This window comes from Nonomuraea jiangxiensis, from assembly GCF_900099965.1.
Taxonomy (GTDB): domain Bacteria; phylum Actinomycetota; class Actinomycetes; order Streptosporangiales; family Streptosporangiaceae; genus Nonomuraea; species Nonomuraea jiangxiensis.
The window spans coordinates 1-23,717 of the sequence record NZ_FNDJ01000046.1 but is presented as its reverse complement, the minus strand read 5'-3'; the positions used below and the strand labels follow the sequence as shown (position 1 = coordinate 23,717).

25 protein-coding genes and 2 pseudogenes are annotated in these 23,717 nt (G+C 68.3%); 14 read left to right on the top strand and 13 right to left on the bottom strand.

All coding sequences use genetic code 11. The features are described from left to right. Positions 1-1,008: an energy-coupling factor ABC transporter permease gene (locus BLS95_RS50965; RefSeq protein WP_090946870.1), complete on the bottom strand. Its 1,008-nt coding sequence runs from the start codon at positions 1,006-1,008 to the stop codon at positions 1-3. 80 nt (positions 1,009-1,088) lie between these two features. Further along, positions 1,089-2,942: a glycosyltransferase family 2 protein gene (locus BLS95_RS50960; RefSeq protein WP_090946869.1), complete on the bottom strand. Its 1,854-nt coding sequence runs from the start codon at positions 2,940-2,942 to the stop codon at positions 1,089-1,091. A 289-nt stretch (positions 2,943-3,231) separates the two neighbouring features. On the opposite strand from BLS95_RS50960, the gene BLS95_RS50955 reads away from it, so the two are divergent. From BLS95_RS50955 to BLS95_RS50945, 3 genes are all read left to right on the top strand, one after another. Then, positions 3,232-3,591: a hypothetical protein gene (locus tag BLS95_RS50955; protein WP_090946868.1), complete on the top strand. Its 360-nt coding sequence runs from the start codon at positions 3,232-3,234 to the stop codon at positions 3,589-3,591. Between the two features lie 17 nt (positions 3,592-3,608). Then, positions 3,609-3,974 carry a ClpX C4-type zinc finger protein gene (locus BLS95_RS60120; protein ID WP_090946867.1) on the top strand — a complete coding sequence of 122 codons (366 nt, stop codon included), beginning with the start codon at positions 3,609-3,611 and terminating at the stop codon, positions 3,972-3,974. Between the two features lie 264 nt (positions 3,975-4,238). Further along, positions 4,239-5,183 carry a D-2-hydroxyacid dehydrogenase family protein gene (locus BLS95_RS50945; RefSeq protein ID WP_245765779.1) on the top strand — a complete coding sequence of 315 codons (945 nt, stop codon included), beginning with the start codon at positions 4,239-4,241 and terminating at the stop codon, positions 5,181-5,183. Between the two features lie 7 nt (positions 5,184-5,190). Here the strand turns inward: BLS95_RS50945 and BLS95_RS50940 are convergent, their stop codons facing one another. Then, positions 5,191-5,754 carry a CGNR zinc finger domain-containing protein gene (locus BLS95_RS50940; protein ID WP_090946865.1) on the bottom strand — a complete coding sequence of 188 codons (564 nt, stop codon included), beginning with the start codon at positions 5,752-5,754 and terminating at the stop codon, positions 5,191-5,193. A 72-nt stretch (positions 5,755-5,826) separates the two neighbouring features. On the opposite strand from BLS95_RS50940, the gene BLS95_RS50935 reads away from it, so the two are divergent. Continuing rightward, entirely contained in the window at positions 5,827-6,612 is a 786-nt protein-coding gene (locus BLS95_RS50935) for a class I SAM-dependent methyltransferase (RefSeq protein ID WP_090946864.1), read from the top strand. 128 nt (positions 6,613-6,740) lie between these two features. Here BLS95_RS50935 and BLS95_RS50930 read toward each other — a convergent pair whose 3' ends face one another. Continuing rightward, on the bottom strand, positions 6,741-7,286 hold the full coding sequence (locus BLS95_RS50930; RefSeq protein ID WP_090946863.1) for a dihydrofolate reductase family protein: 546 nt from the start codon (positions 7,284-7,286) through the stop codon (positions 6,741-6,743). Positions 7,287-7,352: 66 nt separating this feature from the next. Beyond that, positions 7,353-7,865: an NUDIX hydrolase gene (locus BLS95_RS50925; RefSeq protein ID WP_176993859.1), complete on the bottom strand. Its 513-nt coding sequence runs from the start codon at positions 7,863-7,865 to the stop codon at positions 7,353-7,355. 83 nt (positions 7,866-7,948) lie between these two features. Between BLS95_RS50925 and BLS95_RS50920 the strand changes: the two genes are divergently transcribed. From BLS95_RS50920 to BLS95_RS50905, 4 genes are read left to right on the top strand one after another with little or no spacing between them, the layout of a single operon-like run. Continuing rightward, a complete protein-coding gene (locus BLS95_RS50920) occupies positions 7,949-8,335 on the top strand; it encodes a PadR family transcriptional regulator (protein ID WP_090946861.1) in 387 nt (128 codons plus the stop codon). Beyond that, positions 8,332-9,033: an RDD family protein gene (locus BLS95_RS50915; RefSeq protein WP_090946860.1), complete on the top strand. Its 702-nt coding sequence runs from the start codon at positions 8,332-8,334 to the stop codon at positions 9,031-9,033. The genes BLS95_RS50920 and BLS95_RS50915 overlap by 4 nt, the downstream gene beginning before the upstream one ends. Next, positions 9,030-9,689: a CPBP family intramembrane glutamic endopeptidase gene (locus tag BLS95_RS50910; RefSeq protein WP_090946859.1), complete on the top strand. Its 660-nt coding sequence runs from the start codon at positions 9,030-9,032 to the stop codon at positions 9,687-9,689. The genes BLS95_RS50915 and BLS95_RS50910 overlap by 4 nt, the downstream gene beginning before the upstream one ends. Positions 9,690-9,746: 57 nt before the next feature. Beyond that, positions 9,747-10,697, top strand: a complete 951-nt coding sequence (locus BLS95_RS50905) for a TIGR01777 family oxidoreductase (protein WP_090946858.1) — start codon at positions 9,747-9,749, stop codon at positions 10,695-10,697. Between the two features lie 74 nt (positions 10,698-10,771). Here BLS95_RS50905 and BLS95_RS50900 read toward each other — a convergent pair whose 3' ends face one another. The 4 genes from BLS95_RS50900 to BLS95_RS50885 form a co-directional block, all read right to left on the bottom strand. After that, positions 10,772-11,407, bottom strand: coding sequence for a dihydrofolate reductase family protein (locus BLS95_RS50900; RefSeq protein WP_245765782.1), 636 nt, complete (start codon positions 11,405-11,407; stop codon positions 10,772-10,774). Between the two features lie 82 nt (positions 11,408-11,489). Then, positions 11,490-11,777: a hypothetical protein gene (locus BLS95_RS58725; protein ID WP_090946856.1), complete on the bottom strand. Its 288-nt coding sequence runs from the start codon at positions 11,775-11,777 to the stop codon at positions 11,490-11,492. Further along, a complete protein-coding gene (locus BLS95_RS50890) occupies positions 11,774-12,166 on the bottom strand; it encodes a GntR family transcriptional regulator (RefSeq protein ID WP_090946855.1) in 393 nt (130 codons plus the stop codon). Before BLS95_RS50890 ends, BLS95_RS58725 begins: the two co-directional genes overlap by 4 nt. Positions 12,167-12,229: 63 nt before the next feature. Then, complete coding sequence (locus tag BLS95_RS50885) at positions 12,230-12,850, bottom strand: DUF6461 domain-containing protein (protein ID WP_143044263.1); 621 nt, start codon at positions 12,848-12,850, stop codon at positions 12,230-12,232. 266 nt (positions 12,851-13,116) lie between these two features. On the opposite strand from BLS95_RS50885, the pseudogene BLS95_RS50880 reads away from it, so the two are divergent. Then, positions 13,117-13,401, top strand: a pseudogene (locus BLS95_RS50880) (DUF4265 domain-containing protein); the annotation flags it as partial. A gap of 12 nt (positions 13,402-13,413) precedes the next feature. Here the strand turns inward: BLS95_RS50880 and BLS95_RS50875 are convergent. Beyond that, positions 13,414-13,899 carry a hypothetical protein gene (locus BLS95_RS50875; protein WP_245765778.1) on the bottom strand — a complete coding sequence of 162 codons (486 nt, stop codon included), beginning with the start codon at positions 13,897-13,899 and terminating at the stop codon, positions 13,414-13,416. 186 nt (positions 13,900-14,085) lie between these two features. Between BLS95_RS50875 and BLS95_RS50870 the strand changes: the two are divergent. Next, a pseudogene (locus BLS95_RS50870) lies at positions 14,086-14,340 on the top strand (helix-turn-helix domain-containing protein); the annotation flags it as partial. A 106-nt stretch (positions 14,341-14,446) separates the two neighbouring features. On the opposite strand, the gene BLS95_RS50865 reads toward BLS95_RS50870, so the two are convergent. Then, a complete protein-coding gene (locus BLS95_RS50865) occupies positions 14,447-14,680 on the bottom strand; it encodes a hypothetical protein (RefSeq protein WP_090946852.1) in 234 nt (77 codons plus the stop codon). An 870-nt stretch (positions 14,681-15,550) separates the two neighbouring features. Between BLS95_RS50865 and BLS95_RS50860 the strand changes: the two genes are divergently transcribed. From BLS95_RS50860 to BLS95_RS50855, 3 genes are all read left to right on the top strand, one after another. Continuing rightward, positions 15,551-19,165, top strand: a complete 3,615-nt coding sequence (locus tag BLS95_RS50860) for a CARDB domain-containing protein (protein WP_090946851.1) — start codon at positions 15,551-15,553, stop codon at positions 19,163-19,165. Between the two features lie 396 nt (positions 19,166-19,561). Then, positions 19,562-19,771: a hypothetical protein gene (locus BLS95_RS56525; RefSeq protein WP_176993858.1), complete on the top strand. Its 210-nt coding sequence runs from the start codon at positions 19,562-19,564 to the stop codon at positions 19,769-19,771. After that, positions 19,753-20,565: an SMI1/KNR4 family protein gene (locus BLS95_RS50855; protein WP_090946850.1), complete on the top strand. Its 813-nt coding sequence runs from the start codon at positions 19,753-19,755 to the stop codon at positions 20,563-20,565. The genes BLS95_RS56525 and BLS95_RS50855 overlap by 19 nt, the downstream gene beginning before the upstream one ends. Before the next feature lie 472 nt (positions 20,566-21,037). Here the strand turns inward: BLS95_RS50855 and BLS95_RS55160 are convergent, their stop codons facing one another. Next, the gene (locus BLS95_RS55160; RefSeq protein WP_143044262.1) at positions 21,038-21,232 is read right to left on the bottom strand and encodes a hypothetical protein; all 195 of its coding nucleotides are present in this window, start codon (positions 21,230-21,232) and stop codon (positions 21,038-21,040) included. Between the two features lie 627 nt (positions 21,233-21,859). Between BLS95_RS55160 and BLS95_RS50850 the strand changes: the two genes are divergently transcribed. Further along, positions 21,860-22,378 carry a hypothetical protein gene (locus BLS95_RS50850; RefSeq protein ID WP_090946849.1) on the top strand — a complete coding sequence of 173 codons (519 nt, stop codon included), beginning with the start codon at positions 21,860-21,862 and terminating at the stop codon, positions 22,376-22,378. Here BLS95_RS50850 and BLS95_RS50845 read toward each other — a convergent pair. Next, complete coding sequence (locus tag BLS95_RS50845) at positions 22,368-23,567, bottom strand: ISAs1 family transposase (RefSeq protein ID WP_218135763.1); 1,200 nt, start codon at positions 23,565-23,567, stop codon at positions 22,368-22,370. The genes BLS95_RS50850 and BLS95_RS50845 overlap by 11 nt on opposite strands. Positions 23,568-23,717: the final 150 nt, after the last annotated feature.

Below are 23,717 nucleotides of genomic sequence, written 5' to 3'. Positions count from 1 at the left end.
TCACACCTTGATCTTGTTCCGACCCCGCGCGGCGTAGGCCACCGCCCCGGCGATGAGCAGCACGAGCCCGACGCCGATGATCCCGGCCACGCCCACGGGGATTCCGCCGACCTCACCGTAGTCGGCCAGCGCCCACGCGCCGAAATGGTGGTCGGACGCCTGGCCGAGGAAGCCCTTGTTCTCGGCCACCGCCTCCAGCCCGTCGGGGGAGGAGGAGGCGAAGAAGGACACGAGCCCGGCCAGCACCAGCGTCACGCCCACGCCGCCGAGCAGGAACGGCTTGAGCCGGCGGGTGGCCACGACCGGCTCGGGCACGCCGACGGTCGTGCTCTCGCCCTCGGCGCCACGCAGGATCAGCGGCCGGGCCAGGCCACGGGCGCCGTACACGAGGTCAGGGCGGACGGCGAGCACCGAACCCACGGTCACCGCCGTGATCGCGCCCTCGCCGACGCCGATCAGCACGTGCACGCCGCCCATCGCGGCCGCCACCGCCATGGGGTCGATCGGCGCGGTCCCGCCGATCGCGAACAGCACGGAGAACACCAGCGCGGAGGCCGGCACGGACACCAGCGCGGCCAGGAACGCCGCCGCCGTGATCCCGCCCCGGCTCCTGGTCACCCTGGTGACCAGGCGGAAGATCCCCCAGCCGACCAGCACGGTGACGATGCCCATGATGGAGATGTTGACGCCCAGCGCGGTCAGCCCGCCGTCGGCAAAGAACACGGCCTGCACCAGCAGCACCACGGCCATGCACAACACGCCTGTATAGGGCCCGACGAGTATGGCCGCCAGCGCGCCTCCCAGCAGGTGGCCACTGGTCCCCGCGGCCACGGGGAAGTTCAGCATCTGGACGGCGAAGATGAAGGCCGCGACCAGCCCGGCCATCGGCGCGGTCCGGTCGTCCAGCTCACGCCGCGCGCCACGCAGGCAGACCGCCACCCCGGCGGCCGCGACTGCTCCCGCCGAGATGGATGTGACCGCGTTGAAGAAGCCATCGGGTACGTGCACGACACTGCCTCCGCAGGGGGGGAACGACGTCAAACGCTCCTACTTTAGGACATCGGCTTGCACCTGCACATAGTTGGCAATTACTGCATGATTCTTCTCACGATCGTCCTGGCCGTGAGCCGCCGGACCACCGCGCTCAGCCGCCCCTTCCCCGACGTCGCGTACGGCCGCACGGTCCGCAGCAGGGCGACCCACCACCACTTGTGCGGCCCCGCCACCGTCTTCGCGTCGGTCTCGATCCTGAACCGCGCGGGCGGCCCGCCCAGGTCCAGCTCCAGGTAGGCGTCCCAGGTGCCGGGCGGGAACCGGCCCACGGCCGACCCGGCCGAGAACCCGCCCTCCGGCAGCGCCAGCACCCCCTCCGGCCGCTCGCGGCCGGTGTGCCGCTCACGCCAGACCACCCGCCTGAGCGCCGAACTCGCCGGAGTGGTGCCGGCGACCTCGATCTCCCCGTCGATGAGCAGCCGTTGCCCGAGCCCCCACCGGGTCCTGACGAGCCTGGCCGAGCCGGGCACCGCCACCACGTGCCCGCCGACGTCGATGCTCAGGTTGCCGTTGTCCCGGGTGAAGTACGGCAGGGTCACGACGCCGCCGATCAGCCGGGGTGGCGGGCGGGTGACGCCGCTGTCGCGATCCGCGCCGAGCCTGCCCAGCCGTACCACCCCCTCGATCTCGACCGCCACCCGCAGGTCCCAGATCCCGGGGCCGAGCGCGGCCACGTCGACCCGGGCGGTGAACTCGCCGCCCGACCGCTCGGCCGCGACCACCACCTCGGCGGCCGGGTCGTACCGGGAGCGCAGCACCACGGCGAGGCCGTCGTCCCTGCTGATGCCGTCGAGCCGGGCGGCGCCCGCCACCACCAGGTGGTCGCCCTCCCAGCGCAGCGCGGTCAGGCGGCGCCGCACGGCGGCGTTCTCGATGCGGGCCAGGCGCATGAGCCGGTCGATGTCGTCCAGCGCGGTCGCCCGCTGCCGGTCGATGCTGTTGAGCCGCTCGTGCACGCCGGGTGTGTACCACTCGTCGCACAGCGCCGCCACCTCCCGCGCGATGTCCTTGCGCCGCACATCGCCGCTCTCCAGGAACACGGTCCCGAGCTGGGCGAAGATGTCCAGCCTGAAATGCCTGCGCAGCAGGTGGTCGCGGAGCGGGCCGGGCTCGACGTGCGCGGCCATGAGCCGGATCGGCCCCCGGATCATGGCCAGCCAGGCGAGCGGGTCCCGGCTGCCGGGCTGCTGCATGATGCTGGTGCCGTCGGGCCTGGACACCAGGTGGTAGCAGTCGTAGTCGGCCACCACGGAGATCGCCTCGGCGTGGCAGTAGGCGTGCACGGTGAACAGGATGTCCTCGCCGACCAGCAGTCCCTCGCCGAACCTGATGCGGTGGCGTTCGAGCAGCTCCCTGCGGAAGAGCTTGAAGCAGCTCAGGCTGTTGTAGACGGTGCTGTCACCGAGCTCGGCCCGGTCGGCGCCGTGCTGGAACATCGACGCCGGGGCCCGCCTGCCGTGCCCCACGACCTTGCCCAGCACGATGTCGGAGCCGTTCCTGTCGGCCATCGCGACCATGCGCTCCAGTGCCTCGGGGCCGAGGTAGTCGTCGGCGTCGCAGAAGAAGACGTAGCGGCCGGTGGCGTGCTCGATGCCGACGTTGCGCGGCCGGCCCGCGCCGCCGCTGGCCCCGATGTGGACGACCTTGACGACGGCCGGGTGGTAGGCGGCGTAGAGGTCGAGCAGCTCGCCGCTGCCGTCCGTGGAGCCGTCGTCGACGACCACGATCTGCTTCTTCACCCGCTGCACCAGTGCCGAGGTCAGGCATCGGTCCAGATAGGCCCGGCAGTTGTGCGCGGGGACGACGACGCTGACGTCCACCGCGTCGTCACCGTCTCCCGTCGTTGAGATCGCCACCACCGCCGCCTCAAGGTCACGTTGCGCTGTCATTCCGTTTCAGTATGTGACGAGCACGCGTCCTCATGGGGGCCGATCGGACGTCTTCGTCCCCGGCTTTTGCTGACCACGGCGATTCATGGCATTTCACCGACACTCTCAACAAGGCCGCCAAATACCATATTTGGCTCGCACCAAATGGGCCTCGGGGAAAAGGATTTTCCTCCCGGGCATAGAAACCTCCGCGCCGGGATCGCTAGGTTCCACCGCGAGGTTCCCGGTGATCCCCACGGCGGGGTCGCGCGTCTACAGTTAGGCAACCTTGAAGGGGAGGTGGCGCGAAATGGGATCGGATCTCCGTGGGCGGACGGCGGACGAGTCGGCCGTGCACACGGCCGAGTTCATCGTCTCCTCGGCCCGGCTGGGAGAGTTGTACGAATGCTCCGCCCTGCTCAGCCGGACCAGGGCGCGGGCGGGGGAGATCGTGGACGAGGCCCACGCGCTGCTGGCCGAGGCCGAGCGGGACGGCGACGTGGAGCGTGTCCTGCACGTACGCGATCAGCTCGAACAGGCGCGGGCGGCCTACCACAAGATCCTCGTCGCCTACGCGACGCTCTGCGACAGGATCACCGACGAGCGGCGGGCCATCCTGCGGGCACAGGTCGAGCTGGGCCGCCGATCGGGGTTGTCAGGCGCCGCCTGACGCGATACCGTCAGGCCATGCCTGACTGGAAGGAAAACCTCCATTGCTCCTTTTGTCACAAGAAGAGCGGCGAGGTGAACAAGCTGATTGCCGGTCCCGGCGTACACATTTGCGATGAGTGCATCGGGCTGTGCAACGAAATCCTGGAACAAGAACGGCGCGCCGCCACCACCGATCCACGGCTACCGACGTGGGAGAGCATGACGGATCAGCAGATTCTCGACCATCTTCCGAAAATCGCCGCCGTGCAGGCACAGGTCGACGACAACCTGCGCGACTGGGTCGGCGCCCTGCGCACCCGGGACGTGAGCTGGGAGCGCATCGGCGGAGCGCTCGGCATGACACGACAATCGGCCTGGGAACGTTTCAGGAGTGAGACGTAGTAAACCTCTGATGCTGCTGGGGCGTCTCATGGTCAGGGAGGCCTACCATGCACGCCCTAGACGGTCTCGCTGTGCTCGGTCTCGACGAGCTCCGGCTCGAACTGGCGCTGATCCTGGCACTGCACGAAGAGGCGGAACGGCTGGCAGCCGAATGAACGGGCTCCAGCTCCCCGGCCGTACCGGGGAGCTGGAGCAGGGGGGCCGGCCTGATCGTGGCCACCGGCCCGGCAAGAGGGCCGTTGGTGCGGCGTAAGATGCCTGATCATGCTGCGATGTGCCGTTCTGGATGACTATCAGGGGGTCGCTCTCGGCCTGGCCGACTGGTCCAGGGTGCGGGCCACCAGCTTCCGCGAGCGTTTCGCCGACCAGGACGCGCTGGTGGCCGCCCTGCTCGACTACGAGGTCGTGGTCATCATGCGGGAGCGCACGCCGTTCCCCGCCGAGGTGTTCGCGCGGCTGCCCAACCTGCGGCTGCTGATCACCTCGGGGATGCGCAACGCCGCCGTCGACCTGGCCGCCGCCCGGGCCCACGGGGTCACGGTGTGCGGCACGGCCAGCAGTTCCACCCCGCCGGTCGAGTTGACCTGGGCGCTGATCCTCGGCCTGACCCGTCACCTGCTCACCGAGGCCGGCGCGCTGCGCTCCGGCGGGCCGTGGCAGAGCACGCTCGGCACCGACCTGCACGGCCGCACGCTCGGGCTGCTCGGACTGGGCAAGATCGGCTCCCGGGTGGCGGAGGTCGGGCGGGCGTTCGGCATGGACGTGGTGGCCTGGAGCCGTCACCTCACCGAGGAGCGCACCGCGGCCGTGGGCGCGCGGCCGGCCCCCACGAAGGAGGCGCTGCTGTCCGAGTCCGACATCGTGTCCGTGCATCTCGTGCTGAGCGAGCGGACGCGAGGGCTGATCGGGGAGCGCGAGCTGGCGTTGATGCGGCCCACCGCCTACCTGGTCAACACGGCGCGGGCGGCGATCGTGGATCAGGACGCGCTGGTGTCGGCCCTGGCGGCGGGGCGGATCGCGGGGGCCGGGCTGGACGTGTTCGACATCGAGCCGCTGCCCGCCGGCCACCCGTTCCGTACGCTGCCGAACGTGCTGGCCACGCCGCACCTGGGATACGTGAGCGAGCTCAACTACGGGACCTATTTCCGCGAGGCCGTGCAGGACATCGACGCGTTCCTGGACCAGGCCCCCATCCGCCTGCTGACGTAAGCGTCCCTCACCTGTTCCTGGCGCGGAAGGCCGCCGTCTTGACGCGGTTCTGGCAGGCCGTGGAGCAGAACCGGCGGGTGCCGTTGCGGGACACGTCCACGTAGACGCGGTCGCAGTGCGGCGCCGTACATACTCCGAGGCGGTCGTGGAACTCGCCGCCCAGCACGATCGCCAGCCCGGTGGCGCAGCTCGCCGCCCAGTCCCCGGCCACGGTCCCGCCGCTGCCGTGGAAGTGCAGGTGCCACGGCTCGCCGTCGTGCCTTTCGAGCATCGGCCTGGCGTCGCTCTCCACCAGCAGCGTGTTCACCTGCGTGGCCGCGGTGTCGATGTCGCCCGCGGCGACGGCGGCGAAGACCGTACGCAGGCGGGCGGCGACCTCGGCCAGCGCGGCGCCGTCCGGCTCGGTGGTCCCGGCGTAGGACGGATAGACCGTACGCAGGGCCCGGGTGGCGGCCTCACCCGCGGAAACGGGCCCGGGAAAGGGACGTCCCCGCTCCTCGCCCGGGGTCAACGCGTTGACCAGTGCCACCGCGACCCTGACGACCCCATCCGTGTGACTGTTGAAGTCCAATTGACCAGTTACCCATTCGCGTTCTATGTTGTGACTGTCCAAAGTCTAAAAGACAGTTACAAGGAGATGTCCGTGCTCACACACGATGCCGCAACGGAGTGGATCGCGCGCTGGGACCGCCAGCAGGAGGGGTACATACCGGAGCGCGAGGAGCGGTTCACCGCCCTGATCGACGCCGTGGAGGCACTGGGACGCCCCGACCCGCTGGTCATCGATCTCGGGTGCGGTCCCGGCTCGTTGTCCGCCCGGCTGCTGCGGCGGCTGCCCGCGGCCACGGTGATCTCGGTGGACGCCGACCCGTTGCTGATCATGCTGGGCCGGGCGGCCTATCCGGAGCTCACGTTCGTTCCGGCCGACCTGCGTACGAGTGGCTGGACGAAACTGCTCGGGCTGGACCGGCCGGTGGACGCGGCGGTCAGCACGACGGCGCTGCACTGGATCTCCGGGCCCGAGCTGAAGGCGGTGTTCACGGAGCTGGCCTCCGTGCTGCGTCCCGGCGGAGTGCTGCTCAACGCGGACCACATGGCCACCGACGACGTCACGCCCACGCTCTCCCGGCTGGAGCGTGCCGTGCACGAGCGCCAGACAGAGCGGGCGTTCGGGGCGAACCCGCCGGAGGACTGGCGGAGCTGGTGGGAGGCGATCACGGCGGACCCCGCCTTCGCCGAGGCGAGCGAGGAGCGCACCACCGCCGGGGCCGCCCACCACGGGTCCGAGTCGCGCCTCATGTCAGAGCACGTCGAGGCGCTGCGGGAGGCGGGCTTCACCGAGATCGGCACGCTGTGGCAGCGCGGTGACGACCGCCTGCTGTGCGCCGTACGGGGCCGTCCTTCGCGCCCACTCGCCGCGCGGGCCTGACCCCCGCCAGTCGCTCTCGGGGATGCCGAGCAGCTCTCCGATCACCATGGCGGGCAGCGCCGTGGGGGTCGGGCGCAGGCGGCGAGCCGCTATTCCCGGGAAAGGCCGGCATCGCCCGCCGGCTTCGGTCACTCGGCGGCCGGGACGTAGGTCAGGTTGAGCACGCCGGTCTCGAACGTCTCGGACTTGACCAGCTTGAGCGGGTGGGTCGGGGTGTCCTCGAACAGCCGCTTGCCATGGCCGACCGCGATCGGGTGGACGAGCAGCTTCAACTCGTCCAGCAGCCCGTTGGCGAGCAGCCAGCGCACGGTCGTCGCGGAGCCCGACATCTGGATGTCGCCATCGAGCTGCCGCTTGAGCTCGCGCAGCTCGGCCGCGACGTCACCGCGGATGACGGTGGTGTTGCTCCAGTCCGCCCGCTCAAGGGTGCTCGACACGACGTACTTGCGGGCGTCGTTGAGCGACTTGGCCACCTCCGGGTCGGTGTCCGTGCTCGTCCAGTACGAGGACCACTCGTCGTACAGCGTGCGGCCCATCAGCATCGCCGCCGCGCTCTGCAGGCCCTCCTCGACCACGGCGCCCATCTCGTCGTTCCAGTACGGGAAGTGCCACTGGTCCGGGGACTCCACCACGCCGTCCAGCGAGATGAAGAAGTTAGAAACGATCTTGCCCATGTTGCCCTGCTCCTCGATGTCGTCGGTGATTACTGACTGCGAGTGGCAGATTAGGCGGGCGCAACTCTACGGGTCTTGTACAGAAACGACACCGCCGTTCGGGACGAACCCGAGGTCGATCGGCCGCCAGGGAGGACCGTCCCGCCGCACGCCGGCCAGCAACTCCGGCAGCTGCGGCGGCCACAGCGGCTCGGTGTCACCGGACAGCTCGTCCGGTGTCCACCATCGCCAGCTCTGGATCTTGTCCTCGGCGTGGGCGGCGGCGAGCTCGCCGACCGGTTCGCGGCGAGGGGCCCGCGCCAGGTAGATGCGCTCGTGCTGCCGGACGGGGACGCCCTTCCTCGTGAAGTCGTGCTCCCACAGGCATAGCAGGGCGCCGATCTCGACGTCGGTCCAGCCGGTCTCCTCGCGGACCTCGCGCTCGACGGCCGCCAGCGGGCTCTCGCCCGGCTCCATCCCGCCGCCGGGCATCGCCCAGTGGACGCCGACCTCCTCGTTGTCGTACCGGAACATGAAGACCGCTCCGGCGGGATCCAGCACCGCGACCCTGGCCGCCTGTCTGGGGATCCGCTTCGGCACACCTCGCAACGTACATTACACCGGTACGTCCTCGTACGACCCGATACCTTGTCACATAAGGTATCGGGTCGTACTGTGCTCTCATGGCTGAGCACACCGAGGCGGCACCGGGGTCGGCGACCATCGCACGTCTGCGTCGTGAGCTCGCCCGCGGCACGACCGAGCTGGCCGTGCTGTCGGTCCTCAGCGTTCGCCGCCGATACGGCTACGAGCTGCTGAAAGTCCTGCGGCAGGCGGGCGAGGGGGTCCTGGAGGTCAAGGAGGGCACGCTCTATCCGCTGCTGCACCGGCTGGAGGACTCCGGCCACATCCTCGCGACCTGGGAGGCGGAAGGACGCTCCAGGCCGCGCAAGTACTACGTCATCACGCCGGACGGTCGCACCTACCTCGCCATGCTGCGCACGGAGTGGAGCGGCCTGGTCGACGGGATGCGACAGCTGCTCGACACGCTTGGTGAGGTGCAGGAATGAGCAATGACCAGCAGATCATCGACGACTACACGGAAAGGGTCGGGCGCCACCTGACGGGCCCGTCCCGGGCCAGGGCCAAGGCGGAGCTCGGCGAGCACCTGTCGGACGCGGCGGAGGCGGGCGAGTTATCCCACGCCCTGAGCCGCCTCGGCTCCCCGGAGGAGGCGGCGGCCACGTTCGCCGAGCTGCGGACCGCGCCGCCCGCTCCTATGGACGCGCGGTTCGCCGCGGTCGTGATCGACAACCTGCCGCTCGTCGGCGTCACGCTCGCGCTGCTCGTCCAGGGCATCCTGCGGATCGCGGAGCTGGGGACCGGCTTCGGGCTGGCCTTCCCGCCCCACGTGTACGTCGAGATCGGCGACGGGTGCGTGTCCCTCGTGCCCTGGCAGTGCGACAACGCCCCCTACGACGACGCCGGACCGCTCTACAGCCTGGGCGTTCCGCTCGCCCTCCTGTGGTCGATCGTCGGGCTGGGGCTGCTGGAGGCGGCGACCGGCGCGACCCCGGGCAAGCGCCTGATGAAACTCCACGTCGTGACCGAGGCCGGGCTGCGCATCCATCCGGTCACCGGTGTCGTACGGCGGCTCAGCCTGCTCGTGGGGCCGTTCGCCTGGCTGGACTGGGCGCCCGTGGTGTGGGGCGACCGGCGGCGGGTGCTCGACCGCCTGACCGAGACCAAGGTCGTGAGGGCGCGATGAAGACCGCCGTCCGCGTACCGCCTCTCGTGACGCTGGCCGTGGGCGTGCTGCTGTGGTACGTGCCCACGCTCGTGGAACGCCTGGCGAGGCTGCCGGGCGATCGCGGGCTGAACTTCGACGTCGTCCTGCCGGCACGCTGGTTCGCCGCCGCGCTGCTGCTGGCCTTCGTCCTGACCGTGGAACGGCGGCCGCTGTCGTCGGTGGGCGTGCGCATCCCTCGCGTACGGGACGTCCTGGTCACCGTCGGACTGTCCGTCCTGGCGCTGGTGGTCGGTGTCGTCCTGTACGGGTTCGTCGTGGGCGCGGGCCCGGACCAGGGCTCCCAGTCGGGGCAGATCATGGCGGGCCTGTCGATCGCCGGGAGCCTCCACCTGATCGCCAACGCGGCCGTCGTCGAGGAGCTCTTCTACCGCGGCCTGCTCATGGAGCGGATCATCGACCTCACCGGGCGGCCCTGGGCGGCGGCGCTCGTGTCGTACGTGCTGTTCGTCGGCGGGCACGTGCCCGGCTCGGGCTGGGCCACCACGCTGACCATGGTCGCCGTGGGATCGCTGCTGCTGGTCGGCCTCTACTGGATGTTCCGCGACCTGCTGCTGTGCGCCGGCGCGCACGCCATCTTCAACCTGCCCATCCTGGCAGGCGCCCTCGCTGGGTGATTCCTTTGAACGTGTTCAACACGGCGGGTAGGCTGGTCCCGAGACCTGGGGGACCTGATGAAGATAGTGATACCCGGGGGCACCGGGCAGGTGGGGACGATCCTCAGGCAGGCTCTGACCACCGCGGGCCATGAGGTCGTGATCCTGACCAGGAGGCCGACGCGCGACCGGGAGGTCCGCTGGGACGGCGAGACCCTGGGGCCGTGGGCGGAGGAGATCGACGGCAGCGACGTCGTGGTCAACCTGGCCGGGCGCAGCGTCAACTGCCGTTACACCCCGGCCAATCTGCGGGCCATGATGGATTCCCGGGTGCGCTCCACCCGGGTCGTGGGTGAGGCGATCGCCGCCGCCGCGCGGCCGCCCCGGGCCTGGCTGCAGATGAGCACCGCCACCATCTACTCCCACCGCTTCGACGCGCCCAACGACGAGGCGACCGGCGTGCTCGGCGGCACCGAACCCGGCGTTCCTGGCTACTGGGCCTACAGCATCGACATCGCCAGGGCGTGGGAGCGAACCCAGGAGGAAGCCGACACCCCGCACACGCGCAAGGTCAGCCTGCGCACCGCCATGGTGATGAGCCCCGATCGCGGCGGCGTCTTCGACGCCCTGCTGCGCATGGTGCGGCTCGGCCTCGGCGGCCCGGTCGCGGGCGGCGCCCAGTACATGTCCTGGATCCACGACCACGATCTCGTCGCCGCCGTCGAGTTCCTGGCCGATCGGGACGACCTCACCGGCCCGGTGAACCTCGCCGCCCCCGACCCCCTCCCCCAGCGCTCCTTCATGCGCGTGCTGCGTGCCGCGTGGGGTGCTCCGGTGGGACTGCCCGCGACGAAGTGGATGGCCGAGGCCGGCGCGTTCGTGCTGCGCTCCGACACCGAACTCCTGCTGAAAAGCCGCAGGGTCGTCCCCGGCCGCCTGCTCGAAGCAGGCTTCGCCTTCGCCCATCCCCGGTGGCCGGAGGCCGCCGCCGACCTCGTACGGCGCGTACGCGGCGACACGCCGGCGTAAGAACGCTGAACGGCATGCCCGTCGACCTCACCTACGCACCGAGGCCGTCCTGCGCGCGCTGGCGTCCGTGCAACTCACCTCGAACCAACGCCGCGGTCTTCGCGTCGCATGTCCCCGGTGCCGGGAGTCCCCGCGCCCAGGCCGTAACGCAGGAGCACGGCGCCCTTGGCCGAGGTGACGGCCGGTTCGAGGAGTTCCAGGTTGGCGGGCACGGCGCCACCGTCGAACACCTTCTTGCCGACGCCGAGCACGATGGGGAAGATCCACAGGTTCAGCCGGTCGAAGAGGCGCTCGCGTAGGAGGGTCTGCACCAGGTTCAGGCTGCCGATCACGTGGACGTGCTCATGTTTGTCACGCACCTCGCGCACGGCGCTCGCCAGGTCGGGTCCCAGCCGCGTCGAGCCCGCCCAGCCGAGGTCCGGGTTGCCGCGCGAGGCGACGTACTTCGGGATGCCGTTGAACAGCGTGGCGATCCCGCCGTCCACGCCGTCGACCTGGTTCGGCCAGAACGCGGCGAAGATGTCGTACGTCCTGCGCCCCAGCAGCAGGGCGTCCATGCCCTCCATCCCGGCACCGACATGCTGCCCGACCGTCTCGTCGAACAGGGGCGCCTGCCATCCCCCGAACTCGAAGCCGTCCGGGTCCTCCTCCGGATCACCCGGCGCCTGGCCGACCAGGTCGAGCGTCGCGAACAGGTCGATGTGAATCATGCCCACGGTGTCCTCCTTGGCGTTCCGGCTCCGCGCCGGGCACGTACATAGACCTGCCCCCGACCCCGAACTCATCGCCCTGTCAGCCGGGGCTGCGGAGAACACGGCGCACGGCCAGACCGCCGAGGACCAACGACGCGAGCCCCAGAATCCCCGCCTCGGTCCACTGGAAGCCCCAGAACCGGGACGGCGGGTGGTAGTACAACGTCCGACGGAACAGGGTGCCGGCCGCGGTGCCGAGCGCGAACGAGTACAGCCACCCGACGAGCGCCGCCACACGTCCTGCGGGCACGGCCAGCGAACAGTCCCGCAACGCCCACGTACGGCGATACCGGACCCCCAGCCCGGTCGCCTCCACCGCGGGCCTCATGCCACGCCCTCCTTGCCGGTGTCGGCCAGCACCACGGTGAACAGCGCCCGCAGATCCTCCTGACCAAGCCCGGCCGCGCGGGCCTCGCGCACCCACGCCTCCAGACCGCGCCGCAGCCGCGTGTGCTCGGCGAGCGTCGCCCCCGCGACCCCCTGCCGAACGAACGTCCCCATGCCCGGCCGCCCCTCGACCAGCCCGTCCCGCTCCAACTCCCGGTACGCCTTGAGCACGGTGTTGGGATTGATGGCCAGGCTCTCGACCACCTCCCGAGCGGTCGGCAACTGATCACCGGGCCGCAACGTACCAAGCCGCAACGCCTGCCTGACCTGGTGCACAAGCTGCAGGTACGTCGAGACCCCCGAACCGCGGTCCAGGCTGAACTCGATCAACCAAAACGCCCTTTCACTATTCGAATAGTGAAAGAGTGTCAGCCGACACCAGGTTCCACAGCCTCAGCCCACCACGGGGTCCTGACACGTGAGATACGGACGCTCCTGCTCAAGCCACTCCAGGCTCAACCGAGCTCCCGTGGTCAACTCGATCGTCGCCAGCGCAGCCGCTCGCCAGCTCTTGCCTCTCCTCCACCTGAAGTGCGGCGCCATGGTCATCAGCTCTGGCCAGAGCCCGAGATTCGGCTCATGTACCCACCTCTCCGGGTACATGGCATCGACCATGAGAAGCATCTCCCCGTCGGCGGCGAAGCCGATGCGGTTGTTGGCGTTCACGTTCCAGTAGACGCTGTAAGCGCGGGCACCGGCACTGAGCCGCGGAAGCACCGGGGAATGGACACTGTGGAACCCGTTGTACTCGAACAATTCGGTCACCGAACCGGACCGACCCACCAACACTGCCCAGCCGCCCCCGTCGGAGTAGTCCTCCTCGAAGCGCGCCACCTCGTGAACTTCGTGACTCACGCCGCCACTCACCCGTTCGCCGACCTCGGCGAGCGTGAGCGGCTTCCCGTCATCCGGAACGACAACGGTCCAGCAAATCCCGGTCTCCAGCCAGTTCCCCTTAAGCAACCGCTGGTAGTAGCGATACACCTCTGAGCCCTCAGGCCGCTCATCGCCCATGTCATGTAACTCCGTCACTTCAGGTGCATGGAGTGCAAGATCCTCGCAGACGGGTGAGACAAGATCAGATGCCAACTCGCTTCAGCGCGTCCGCCCCGGGTTCACGTCAGGAGGAGTCGCGCTTCATCAGCCGGCAACTAACGGATACCGGGCTGCCGCAAGATCGTCGGCGAGGTCCGCCAGGAGAAGATCGGCGTTCAGCGTGATGACCACCGCCTGCGTCAGCGGACGGAGGGCGTAGATATGCCGTCACCGATGACGAGGGTCTTCACTGGGCCTGTGAGCGGGCGGAAGCCTCGGGCAATTGCACGGTCAGGGGCCTGCCGGTGCCCGGTGGACCGTTGGGGCCAAGCGCGCAGGCCGCACACGAGCAATTTGCCCGGTTCGGCCTGGGCGGGGAATCCTTCAGCGCGAAGCTTCCGCTGGTCGCCTTCACCGTACCGGCTGACGCGGACCTCAGGCAGATCAAGGCGCTGCTGACGCGAGGCCAAGCAGACGGCTGGTGGCACTTCGAGGAGTCCTGCGTCACCGACGCCTGGCGAAGCGCCTGACGACCAGCTTGTTCACGGGCATTGGCCGAAGGGGTCCACGTTCCACAGCGCAGGCAGGGCACTCCCGCAGAAGACGCAGATGAAGTCGTCCTCTCGCACGATGTTGTGCTCCTGGCAGGTAGGGCATCGCCGGAACACCACCTCATCGGTGAATCCGGGCGGATGCCCCAGACCGGCCCGACGCAGAGCTTCGGCGACCGTCGGCCATGAGCTGGTGTCCGGGCAGTATCCGGTCGAGTGGTTGCTGACCTCGGCGACCACCCACCGGCCTTCCTCACGGCCGAACCCGATCTCACCTGCGCTCAGGACCGGCCGGCCGCCAGCACATGCGACATGTTCGCTGCGCCGGGGTGCCAGCCGCAAGCCGCCGTCCGTGTCGATGACGAAGGTGAACGGTTCGACCAGTTCCGCCCCAGATCGCTCCACGACCCAGCGGTCGAAGTCAACCCTCGAACGAATCGGACAACCTTCGCCACCAGGGCGGATCGCCGCCTTCACGTCGGCCGGTCCAACGTACCGATAGCTCCGCCGCCCATCCTGCACCCGAGCCAACCTAGAGCACTGAGCTCTTTTCATCGTGACGGCACTGGTCAGGATGGGTTTGCGGGGAGCGGTGGCGGATGAGAGGAGGCTCCCGATAAGACAGCAGTCGACCAAGATCCGATGCCCCAACCGGGAGCCTCGTTGCTGTCTTACCGTGCCTCCATTCCGCTGTCCAACCGCACCCTGACCCGCCTGGCCGAACTCATCCGCACCCGGCGCGCCGAACGCCGCTCCCGGTGGCGGAGGTTAGACCCGGCCCGGCAAGCCCTGCTGGTCCTGGCCCACCTGCGTAATGGCGACACCTACGCGCGTCTGGCCGGCGGCTTCGCCATCGGCACCACCACGGCCTGGCGCTACATCCGCGAAGCCGTCGATCTCCTGGCCGCCCTGGCTGACGTCGCCTGACACCGGAGTCGCTCGCAGTAGCCCGTTAGCAAACACCCTTCGGGGCGCGTGCCAAGTCAGGGGCCAAAAGTGGAGAGCCCGCCGAAGGCAGGCGGCGCTATGCCGGCTGGGGCGGCCAGAGCTGCATCCGGTAGAGATCGACCTCGACGATGCCGACAGGGAAGTCGGGTTCCTCGGTGTTGGACAGGAGTCTGGTCAGTACCCGAGCCGACCAGATACCGCCCCGCTTGCCCGTGTCGAATTCGAGGTACTCGTCAGGTATGTACGGGTCCCCGGAGTCTTCCACGATGCCGATCAGGCCGGTGCGCAGGTGCAGTTGGCCTTCCCACATGCGATCCCAGGAGGGGAGCGGAGCGGGCTCGGCATCCCAGAGTTCATAGCGGACGTAGATCGGGCCACCTCGGGAGTCTCTTGCCCCAGGGGTAACTGCACTGGTGATGCTGACCCCGTTGGGACCTGCCCCGATCCTGGGAAGCGTATGCCTCGTGCCATCACCTGGCGAGGGGCTGCCCATGGGCACACCGTCCTTCACCTCTGTGATGAGAAAGCAGGAGCTGCAGTAGATGCGCAGGCTATCGAGGGCACTCGCGCGAAGGACTGCCATGGGGGTTCCCTTTTCTGTGAGCTGCACCATGGGCGTGGAGAGACTTTCGTGACCTTGTCAGCCCGTGCGGTGATTAGCCACGTTCCCCGGTGAGCCAGGGTGAGGAACGAACGCTGAATCTTCGATCGCCCTTGGCCACGTCAGGCCTCGGCCACCCCGTGGCGATCGTCGTGCTGCATGGGTCGGCGGCGCGACCAGGGGCAGGCGGCTGACGTTAAGGCGGCGCGGTACGCCATGCACCCGAACCGCTCCTGGAAAAGGCCGGCCCTGGATCAAGTGCGCTGCTCCGCCGCATGGACTCGCCGACGACGGCTTCGGCATGTGACGAGCGGGGGCGTGCCTCCAGCGAACGCGGCGGCGGTCTTCGGCACCGGCTCAGGGACCGCACCGGGTTGTCGCAGCCTCACCGGTCCGCCCCGCAGCCCTGACAAGCAGACTTTTCGAACCGTTGACGCGCCCGTAGCCCCTATGTAACATTCGGCCAACGTTACGCAAGAATCTAACAGCCCCGCGCTAGTTCAATGGCAATTTCTCGCAATTCTCAACCGGTGCACCTGCCGACCACCTCCCAAGGCACTCGACGAGAGAAGAAAGCGCATGAGCAAGCCGTTACGATCGGCCGCGATCGCCCTCTCCACCGTCCTGCTCCTGCTCGCCTGGGCCTTACCGGCCCAGGCCGCGGCCGGGCCCAACCTGTCGCCCGGCAAGGCGACCCAAGCCAGCACCTCGCAGCCCGAATACCCGGTGTCGAACATGAACGACGGCAACCAGGCCACCTACTGGGAGAGCGCGAACAACAGCTTCCCGCAGTGGGCCCAGGTCGACCTCGGCACCCCGACCAGCGTCGACCAGATCGTGCTGAAGGTGCCCGCCCCGGCGGCGTGGCAGACCCGCACCCAGACGATCACCATCCAGGGCGGTAACGGCACGACCTTCAGCACCGTCAAGGCTGCGGCGGGCTACACCTTCAACCCGGCCTCGGGGAACACGGTGACGATCGACTTCCCCGCCGCGACCCACCGCTACTGGCGGGCCCTCATCACCGCCAACACCGGCTGGCCGGCCGGCCAGATCTCCGAGTTCGAGATCTACGGCACCGCCACCGGAGGCGACACCCAGGACCCGACCGCACCCGGCAACCTGGCCTACACCCAGCCGGCCGCCGGGCAGATCCGGCTGACCTGGTCGGCCTCCACCGACAACGTCGGCGTAACCGGCTACGACATCTACGCCAACAACCAGTTCAAAGCCGGCGTCGCCGGCAACGTGCTGACCTACACCGACACCCAGCCCACCAACGCCACCGTCACCTACTTCGTACGTGCCAGGGACGCGGCGGGCAACGAGTCGCCCAACAGCAACTCGGTGACCAGGCAGGGCACCGGCGATCCCGGTACGAACCTGGCAATCGGCAAGGAGATGGTCGAGTCAGGCCACGTACACTCCTTCGTCGCCGCCAACGCCAACGACAACAACCTCGCCACCTACTGGGAGGCCAACTCCGGCGCCTTCCCGAACACGCTGACCGTCAAGCTGGGCGCCAACGCCAACGTCACGTCGGTCGTCGTCAAGCTCAACCCCGATCCGAGTTGGGGCCCCCGTACCCAGAACATCCAGGTCCTGGGCCGCGAGCAGAGCGCCACCGGCTACAGCAACCTGACCTCGGCCACCAACTACAGCTTCGCCCCCGCCAGCGGCAACAGCGTGACGATCCCGGTCTCGGGAACCGTCGCCGACGTGCAGCTCAGGTTCACCTCCAACACCGGCGCGCCCGGCGGGCAGGTCGCGGAGTTCCAGGTGTTCGGCACGATGGCGCCCAATCCCGACTTGACGGTCACCGAGGTGGCGTGGTCCCCGGCCACGCCCAGCGAGACCCAGGCGATCACCTTGTCGGCGACGGTCAGGAACGCGGGCAGCGCCGCGGCCCCGGCCGACAACCTGACCTTCTCGGTCGGCGGCACGCCCGCCGGCACGGTCGCCGTACCCGCGCTGGCCGCCGGTGCTTCCACCACGGTCACGCAGAGCATCGGCACTCGCGGCCAAGGCACCCACCAGGTGACCGCGACCGCCGACCCCGACAACACGCTCATCGAGCAGAGCGAGAGCAACAACGCCGCGAGCGCCACCCTGACGGTCAGCCAGGCGCCCGGACCCGACCTGCAGGTCACCGGCATCACCACCAGTCCGGCCAACCCTGCGGTCGGCGCCCCGGTCAGCTTCACCGTCGCGGTCAACAACCGCGGCACCAGCGCGGCGGCGGCCTCCGTGACCCGCGTGAGCGTGGGCGGCACCACGCTGAACGGCAACACCGCCACGATCGCCGCGGGCGCCACCGCCAACGTCGCCATCACCGGCACCTGGACCGCCACCAGCGGCGGCGCCACCATCCTGGCCACAGCGGATGCCACGAACGTCGTGGCCGAGACCAATGAGGGCAACAACACCCGTACCCAGTCGATCGTCGTCGGGCGCGGCGCGGCGGTGCCGTACACCTCCTACGAGGCGGAGACGGCCAGCCACAACGGCACCCTGCTGGAGACCGACGCCAAGCGGACCTTCGGGCACACCAACTTCGCCACCGAGTCGTCGGGACGCAAGTCGGTGCGGCTCAACAGCACCGGCCAGTACGTCGAGTTCACCTCGGCCAACCAGGCCAACTCGATCGTGGTACGCAACTCGATCCCCGACGCCCCGGGCGGCGGCGGCATCGACACCACGATCAGCCTCTACATCAACGGCGCATTCGCCCAGAAGCTCAACCTGACCAGCAAGCACAGTTGGCTGTACGGCACGACCGACGATCCCGAGGGGCTGACGCAGACGCCGCAGGCCAACGCGCGCCGGCTGTTCGACGAGTCGCACGCGCTGCTGGCGCAGAGTTACCCGCCCGGCACCAAGTTCAGGCTGCAGCGCGACGCGGGCGACACCGCCTCCTTCTACATCATCGACCTGATCGACCTGGAGCAGGTGGCGCCGCCCGCCAGTCAGCCCTCCGGCTGCGTGTCGATCACCCAGTACGGCGCGGTGCCCAATGACGGTGTCGACGACACCGCCGCGATCCAGCGCGCGGTGACCGACGACCAGAACGGCGTGATCGGCTGCGTCTGGATCCCGGCGGGCCAGTGGCGCCAGGAGCAGAAGATCCTCACCGACGACCCGCTCAACCGGGGCAGCCACAACCAGGTGGGCATCCGCAACGTCACCATTCGCGGCGCGGGCATGTGGCACTCCCAGCTGTACACGCTGACCGAGCCACACCTGGTGCAGGGCGGCATCAACCACCCGCATGAGGGCAACTTCGGTTTTGACATCGACGAAAACGTGCAAATTTCTGACATCGCGATCTTCGGTTCCGGCCGGATCCGCGGCGGCGCAGGCGGCGCCGAGGGCGGCGTCGGGCTCAACGGTCGCTTCGGCAAGAACACCCGGATCAGCAACGTCTGGATCGAACACGCCAACGTCGGTGTCTGGGTCGGCCGCGACTACAGCAACATCCCCGAGCTGTGGAATCCGGGTGACGGGCTGGAGTTCACCGGCATGCGCATCCGCAACACCTACGCCGATGGAATCAATTTCACCAACGGCACGCGGAACTCGCGGGTGTTCAACTCCTCCTTCCGCAACACCGGCGACGACTCCCTGGCGGTCTGGGCCAACCAGTACGTCAAGGACACCTCGGTGGACATCGGCCACGACAACCGTTTCATCAACAACACCATCCAACTGCCCTGGCGGGCCAACGGCATCGCGATCTACGGCGGCTACGGCAACAGCATCGAGAACAACCTGATCTACGACACCATGAACTACCCCGGCATCATGCTGGCGACCGACCACGACCCGCTGCCGTTCTCCGGCCAGACCCTCATCGCCAACAACGCGCTCCACCGCACCGGCGGCGTGTTCTGGGGCGAGCAGCAGGAGTTCGGCGCCATCACGATCTTCGCGCAGGGGCGGGACATCCCCGGCGTCGTCATCCGCGACACCGAGATCCATGACTCGACCTACGACGGGATCCAGTTCAAGACGGGCGGCGGCAACGTACCGGGCGTCCAGATCACCAACGTCCGCATCGACAAGTCCAACAACGGCGCCGGCATCCTGGCAATGAGCGGAGCCAGAGGCAGCGCGACGCTGACGAACGTGACAATCACCAACTCGGCCGACGGCGACATCGTCCGCCAGCCCGGCACCCAGTTCACCATCAACTAGCCTCGTGGGTCCGTACCCGGCGCCACCCGGGTACGGACCCACACTCCAGGCCAGAACCGCCGCCGCAGCTGTGAGCCAGGTCTACCTCTGTGCCTCCGTCACTCGCGTACGCGCCACAACCGCCCAGCCGCGGCCCCGACGACCCACCCGTCCACCTGTGAGGGCCGGTGCGGGCAGGCCGCTCACCCCTGAGTCCACCAGCAGGATCCGCCCCACGAGCGCGTCCGGCGAGCCGAGGGCCCTGCCCTCGAGAGCGACCGCCGGCCCGTCGGGGATAGCTCAATGGCGAAGAGGCATTCCTGGCCGAAACCACCGGGCCCCGGCCGACGTCCCGCCTTGTGTCAGCTTGACCGCCTCGCGCGGCGCCCTGCCGTGCAGAGACTGTCGAGGTCGCGGATGACGTCCGCCGAACTGCGGCATGTGGCCGAGGTGCTGCGCAGCCTGAACGACCGCGTCGACAACCTTGAGCGTCGCCTGAGGACTGTCGCAGCGGCGCCGGCGAAGGCGTCCGACCTGCGCCAGTTCCACCCGCTCGTTACCGCACACGGCAGGACATTAAATGGACCTGCGCTGGCATTCTGTCGTCCATGTCACACGATGATCTGATCGAGCGTATTCGACGGCGGGCCTGGGACCCTGCCCGCCGACACGACGAGGTTTTCGTCCCCCTGGACTGGCTCAAAAGCGAATACGGGGAGAGCGTCACAAGCCGCATCAGTAGCTATCGGATGCGCCAGTTGTCCGATGAAGGCGACAGCATGACCGGGCTGTACTGGGGGTCAGAACCTCAAGACCATCTCATGGACGCCGCCTTGGAATCCGGTGCCTCCGAAGCCGTCAAGTACTTCAGCAACACCCCGCATGAGCCCCCATGCCCCCCGATCTCTCATGCGGACCTTCTTGCCTGCGAAGAACGCATCGGCCACAAACTGCCGGAGCTTCTCCGAAGGGTCTACACCGAGGTGAGCAACGGCGGTTTCGGCCCCGCCTACGATCTTCTTCACTTACCGTCCAAGGAACATTCTGTTCCCCGGGAGCATCAAGACGCGCTGACACTCTTCGAAGAAGATCCCGATCTCAGCAAGGTGCTGGGGTTCCCTCTCGTAGGTGCCGGGTGCTCCATGTACTGGTACGTGTCGCTCACTCAGCCCGGTAACCCCGTCTGCCTTTGGGATGGCGACGCGTGGGACTTTCCCGAAGAGCAGTCGCCCGAGGTTGGGATCGTGATCACGGCGCCGTCCTTGGCCGAGTGGTTTGATGGGTGGGCCAACGGATACGACTGGTACAGCCATCCTCCTATCCCAAGGAAACAACCCCAGCAGGTGTATCCCAAAGATGTCCCATTGAGCAGCCCCGGAGACGACCCATGGTTTATCACGCTGCCCGGTGAGCCAGGGTGAAGGCACATAACGGGCACGGAAGATCGAAAACAGCCCCGAAAACGATCGAAGCCAGGTCGGGAACCCATCCCTGACCTGGCGTTTCATAATGAGTGCGGGTAACGGGAATCGAACCCGCGCTGTCAGCATGGAACTACATCGATCACGACCCGCTGGGGCGCTGAGCTGGGCGGAAGCTCAGCCCTGAGTGACCGTTGTTGACCCCTCCGTTACTCCCTTAATGGCCCGGCAATGGCCCGGTGATCAGCCCGCGACCTGGTGTTTCTTGCGCGACGCGCGCACATCGCCTGCCTGATCCCGTCTGCCGTCGACCCGCCCGAAGGGGAAGCGGCTTGTCCCGGGTCGATGGCGAGCGGGATGATCAGGCTTCCACCTCAGCCACCTACGGCTCCGCGCGTACCTCGGCGGTCATCCCGGAGCCGGAGTGCCCCCGCCGAAGGCTTGTTCAATGTTGGAAGCTGGATGGGAGCTATTAGCGATCTTTGCGTTCGTTCAGGACCAGCACTCCGGCGGCAAAGATGAACCCCATGCCGACCAGGGCCAAGGTGATCGGGCGTCCGGGGTACCAAACCCAGTTTCCCGAGTAGGCAACAGCTTGATAGGCCGCCACGGCAAGAACCGTAACTCCTAAGGCCATGAAGACTCTGATTAAGGGGTGCTTCTCCATGGGCTGAGCGTAGGGGACGAGTCTGCCATGGAACAGTTCGAACGCGGCCGGAGCGACGGGCCGCGCGCGAGAACGGCCCCCAAGCCGCACGAACAGCGCGCGCAAGCTCGGCCCGCGCGGCGGCGCGTCGCCGCCGTCTTGGCCACTGGCACCCGCACGAGCTTCGCGCGCCGGTCGCCTTCGAGTAGGTGACCGTAGACGTCCTTGGTGATGGCGATGCTGGCATGGCCGAGGACCTCGGACACGACGTGGAGCAGGGTGCCCAGGGCATGAGAGATGCACTGGAGTGACGGCAACTGGGGCCATCTCCACCGCTCTCCTGGGGAACAGCCCCCGGTGGCTCCCAAGGTGCCTCCCGAAGACACCGAAGACACCGAAGACACCGGTTGAATATCGGAAAGGCCCCTGACGGCGTATCGCCTGTTCAGAGGCTTCCTGTTGCAGAGCCGACGAGGGGAATCGAACCCCTGACCTTCTGTTTACAAGGGAAGGGTGGCTACCTCGTCAGCGGGATCTCGCCCTGCTCAGATGGTGGTCGCGGATCGGTGGAGGGTGATCCTGTAAGGCGGTATTGCTGTATCGACTGCTGTACGCAATCTCCGTGCACGCAACGAGCCATACTGCAACATGGCGATCAATAATGTGACGGAGTCTCCGTCAGATCCACTTGCGCTGATCTGGCAGACCGACTGGGCTTCGCTCGAACACGCTGGGGGTACGGCCGAGGACACCCCTGCCGCGCTGGCCGACCTCCTCCTTGGCACTCCAGAGGCCCAGGCCGAAGCCGTCCGTCACCTCAACGGCCGGGTGCACCATCAAAATACTCTCTACTCCGCGACAGGCCCGGCAGCCTTCTGCGTCGCCGCGTTCCTCAGCGATCCGCGGACCGATACCTTGGTGCCAAGTCGCGAGGATGGCCAGCGGTATCCCTTACGTCAGGAACTGCTGGAGTGGCTGGGATCCATTACCGACGAAGTCAGCAACGATGCCGAAGCGGTGTTGGTACGCTTGGGCCGCCTGCCGGAGAAATACCCGGAATTCACAGAAATCCGGGCCCTTCGTCCCACGCTCTTCCCCGCCGTGTCCGCGTTCTTCCAAGACTCCAACCTCCCCGTACGGCAGGGCCGAAGCGTTCTCATGTCGTAAGACCGAGTAGTTGAAGGCCGTCGGCGGGGTGGCTGCGGTAGTGGTCGGTGGCGGCGGCGATGTTGGTCCAGCCGATCAGGCGGGCCAGGCCGATGGCCAGGTTGCGGAGGCTGGCCATGATCCGGGGTGCAGTGCCGGTGCGGACGCGGGAGGCGTCTTCGCGGTAGGTGACGTCACGGGTGTGGTGCAGGACCTCGACGCTCCAGTGCCCGCGGATCAGCGCGGCGAGCTGGGGGTGGGTGACTCGTCCGGGTGGGAGGCTGGTGATGGCGTAGATCGTCACGATGGTGGTCTTGCCGGTTCGGTGGTCGGTGCGGCGGCGTTTGACCTGGATGGCCTGGGCGGCGTGGGGGAAGGGCAGGTTGGGGCGGACGGTGCAGATCTTCATGCGACGGATCTCGCGGCGGCCATGGCCTTGCTCGTCGGTACGGTCGTTCAACACGGCTTCCCGCCAGGGCAGGGCCTTGAGCCGGCGGTGCAGGGTGGGCTGGTTGCCCTTGACGATGAACAGGTAGTGGCCGCCGGCGGCGATGATGTGGCGGGCGTGTTCGTGCTGGGTGTGCAGGGCGTCGGCGGTGATCACCATGTGGGTGAGGTCCAGCCCGGACAGCAGGGGCGTGAAGGCGGGAATCTCGTTGCTCTTGGCGTCGATCTGGCGTTGGGCCACGACGGTCTGGGTGTCATGGCGAGTGGCCGCCAGCAGATGGACCGTGGTGCCGCCGGCAGTGCGGCTGCCGCGCAGGGTCTTGCCGTCCACGGCCAGGCCGGTGAGCGGAGTCCGGGCTGAGGGCGGGCTGGTGGTGGGTGATGCGTCGGCGGCGAGCATGGCCAGGTAGGCGCAGGTGGCGGTGTCGAAGTCGTCGCCGTCCAGGCGGGCGAGCAGGCGACCCAGGGTGCTGGCGGCCAGCCGTACGGTGCCGGGCAGACCGGCTCGTTGGCGTAGCGCGGGGTCATACCCGGCGATGAACCGGGTGATCTTGACGAGGGAGGTCGCTCCGCTGAGGACGGCCAGCAGGGATAACGCCAGCAGTGGGCCGAGCCGGTAGCGGCGTCCGCGACGGCTGCGCGGGTCGGGGATGGCGTCCAGGACCTGGGCCAGGGTCGGCAGATCGGGCAGGTCGCCCGGTGGGTCGGCGATGGTGACGTGCTCCAGGTGGCGGGCGAGCACGTCGATCGGGGATGATGGCACGCGAACGCGGCCCCTGTTCTTGATCGACTGGCGTAGACACCCAACGATCATCAGGGGTCGCGTTTGCCATCTATACCCCGGGGTGCCCCCTCAACCGCCCGGCCTCAACGCGCCGCGAGCGTCCCATCAGCCGAGAACGCATCGGCCCTG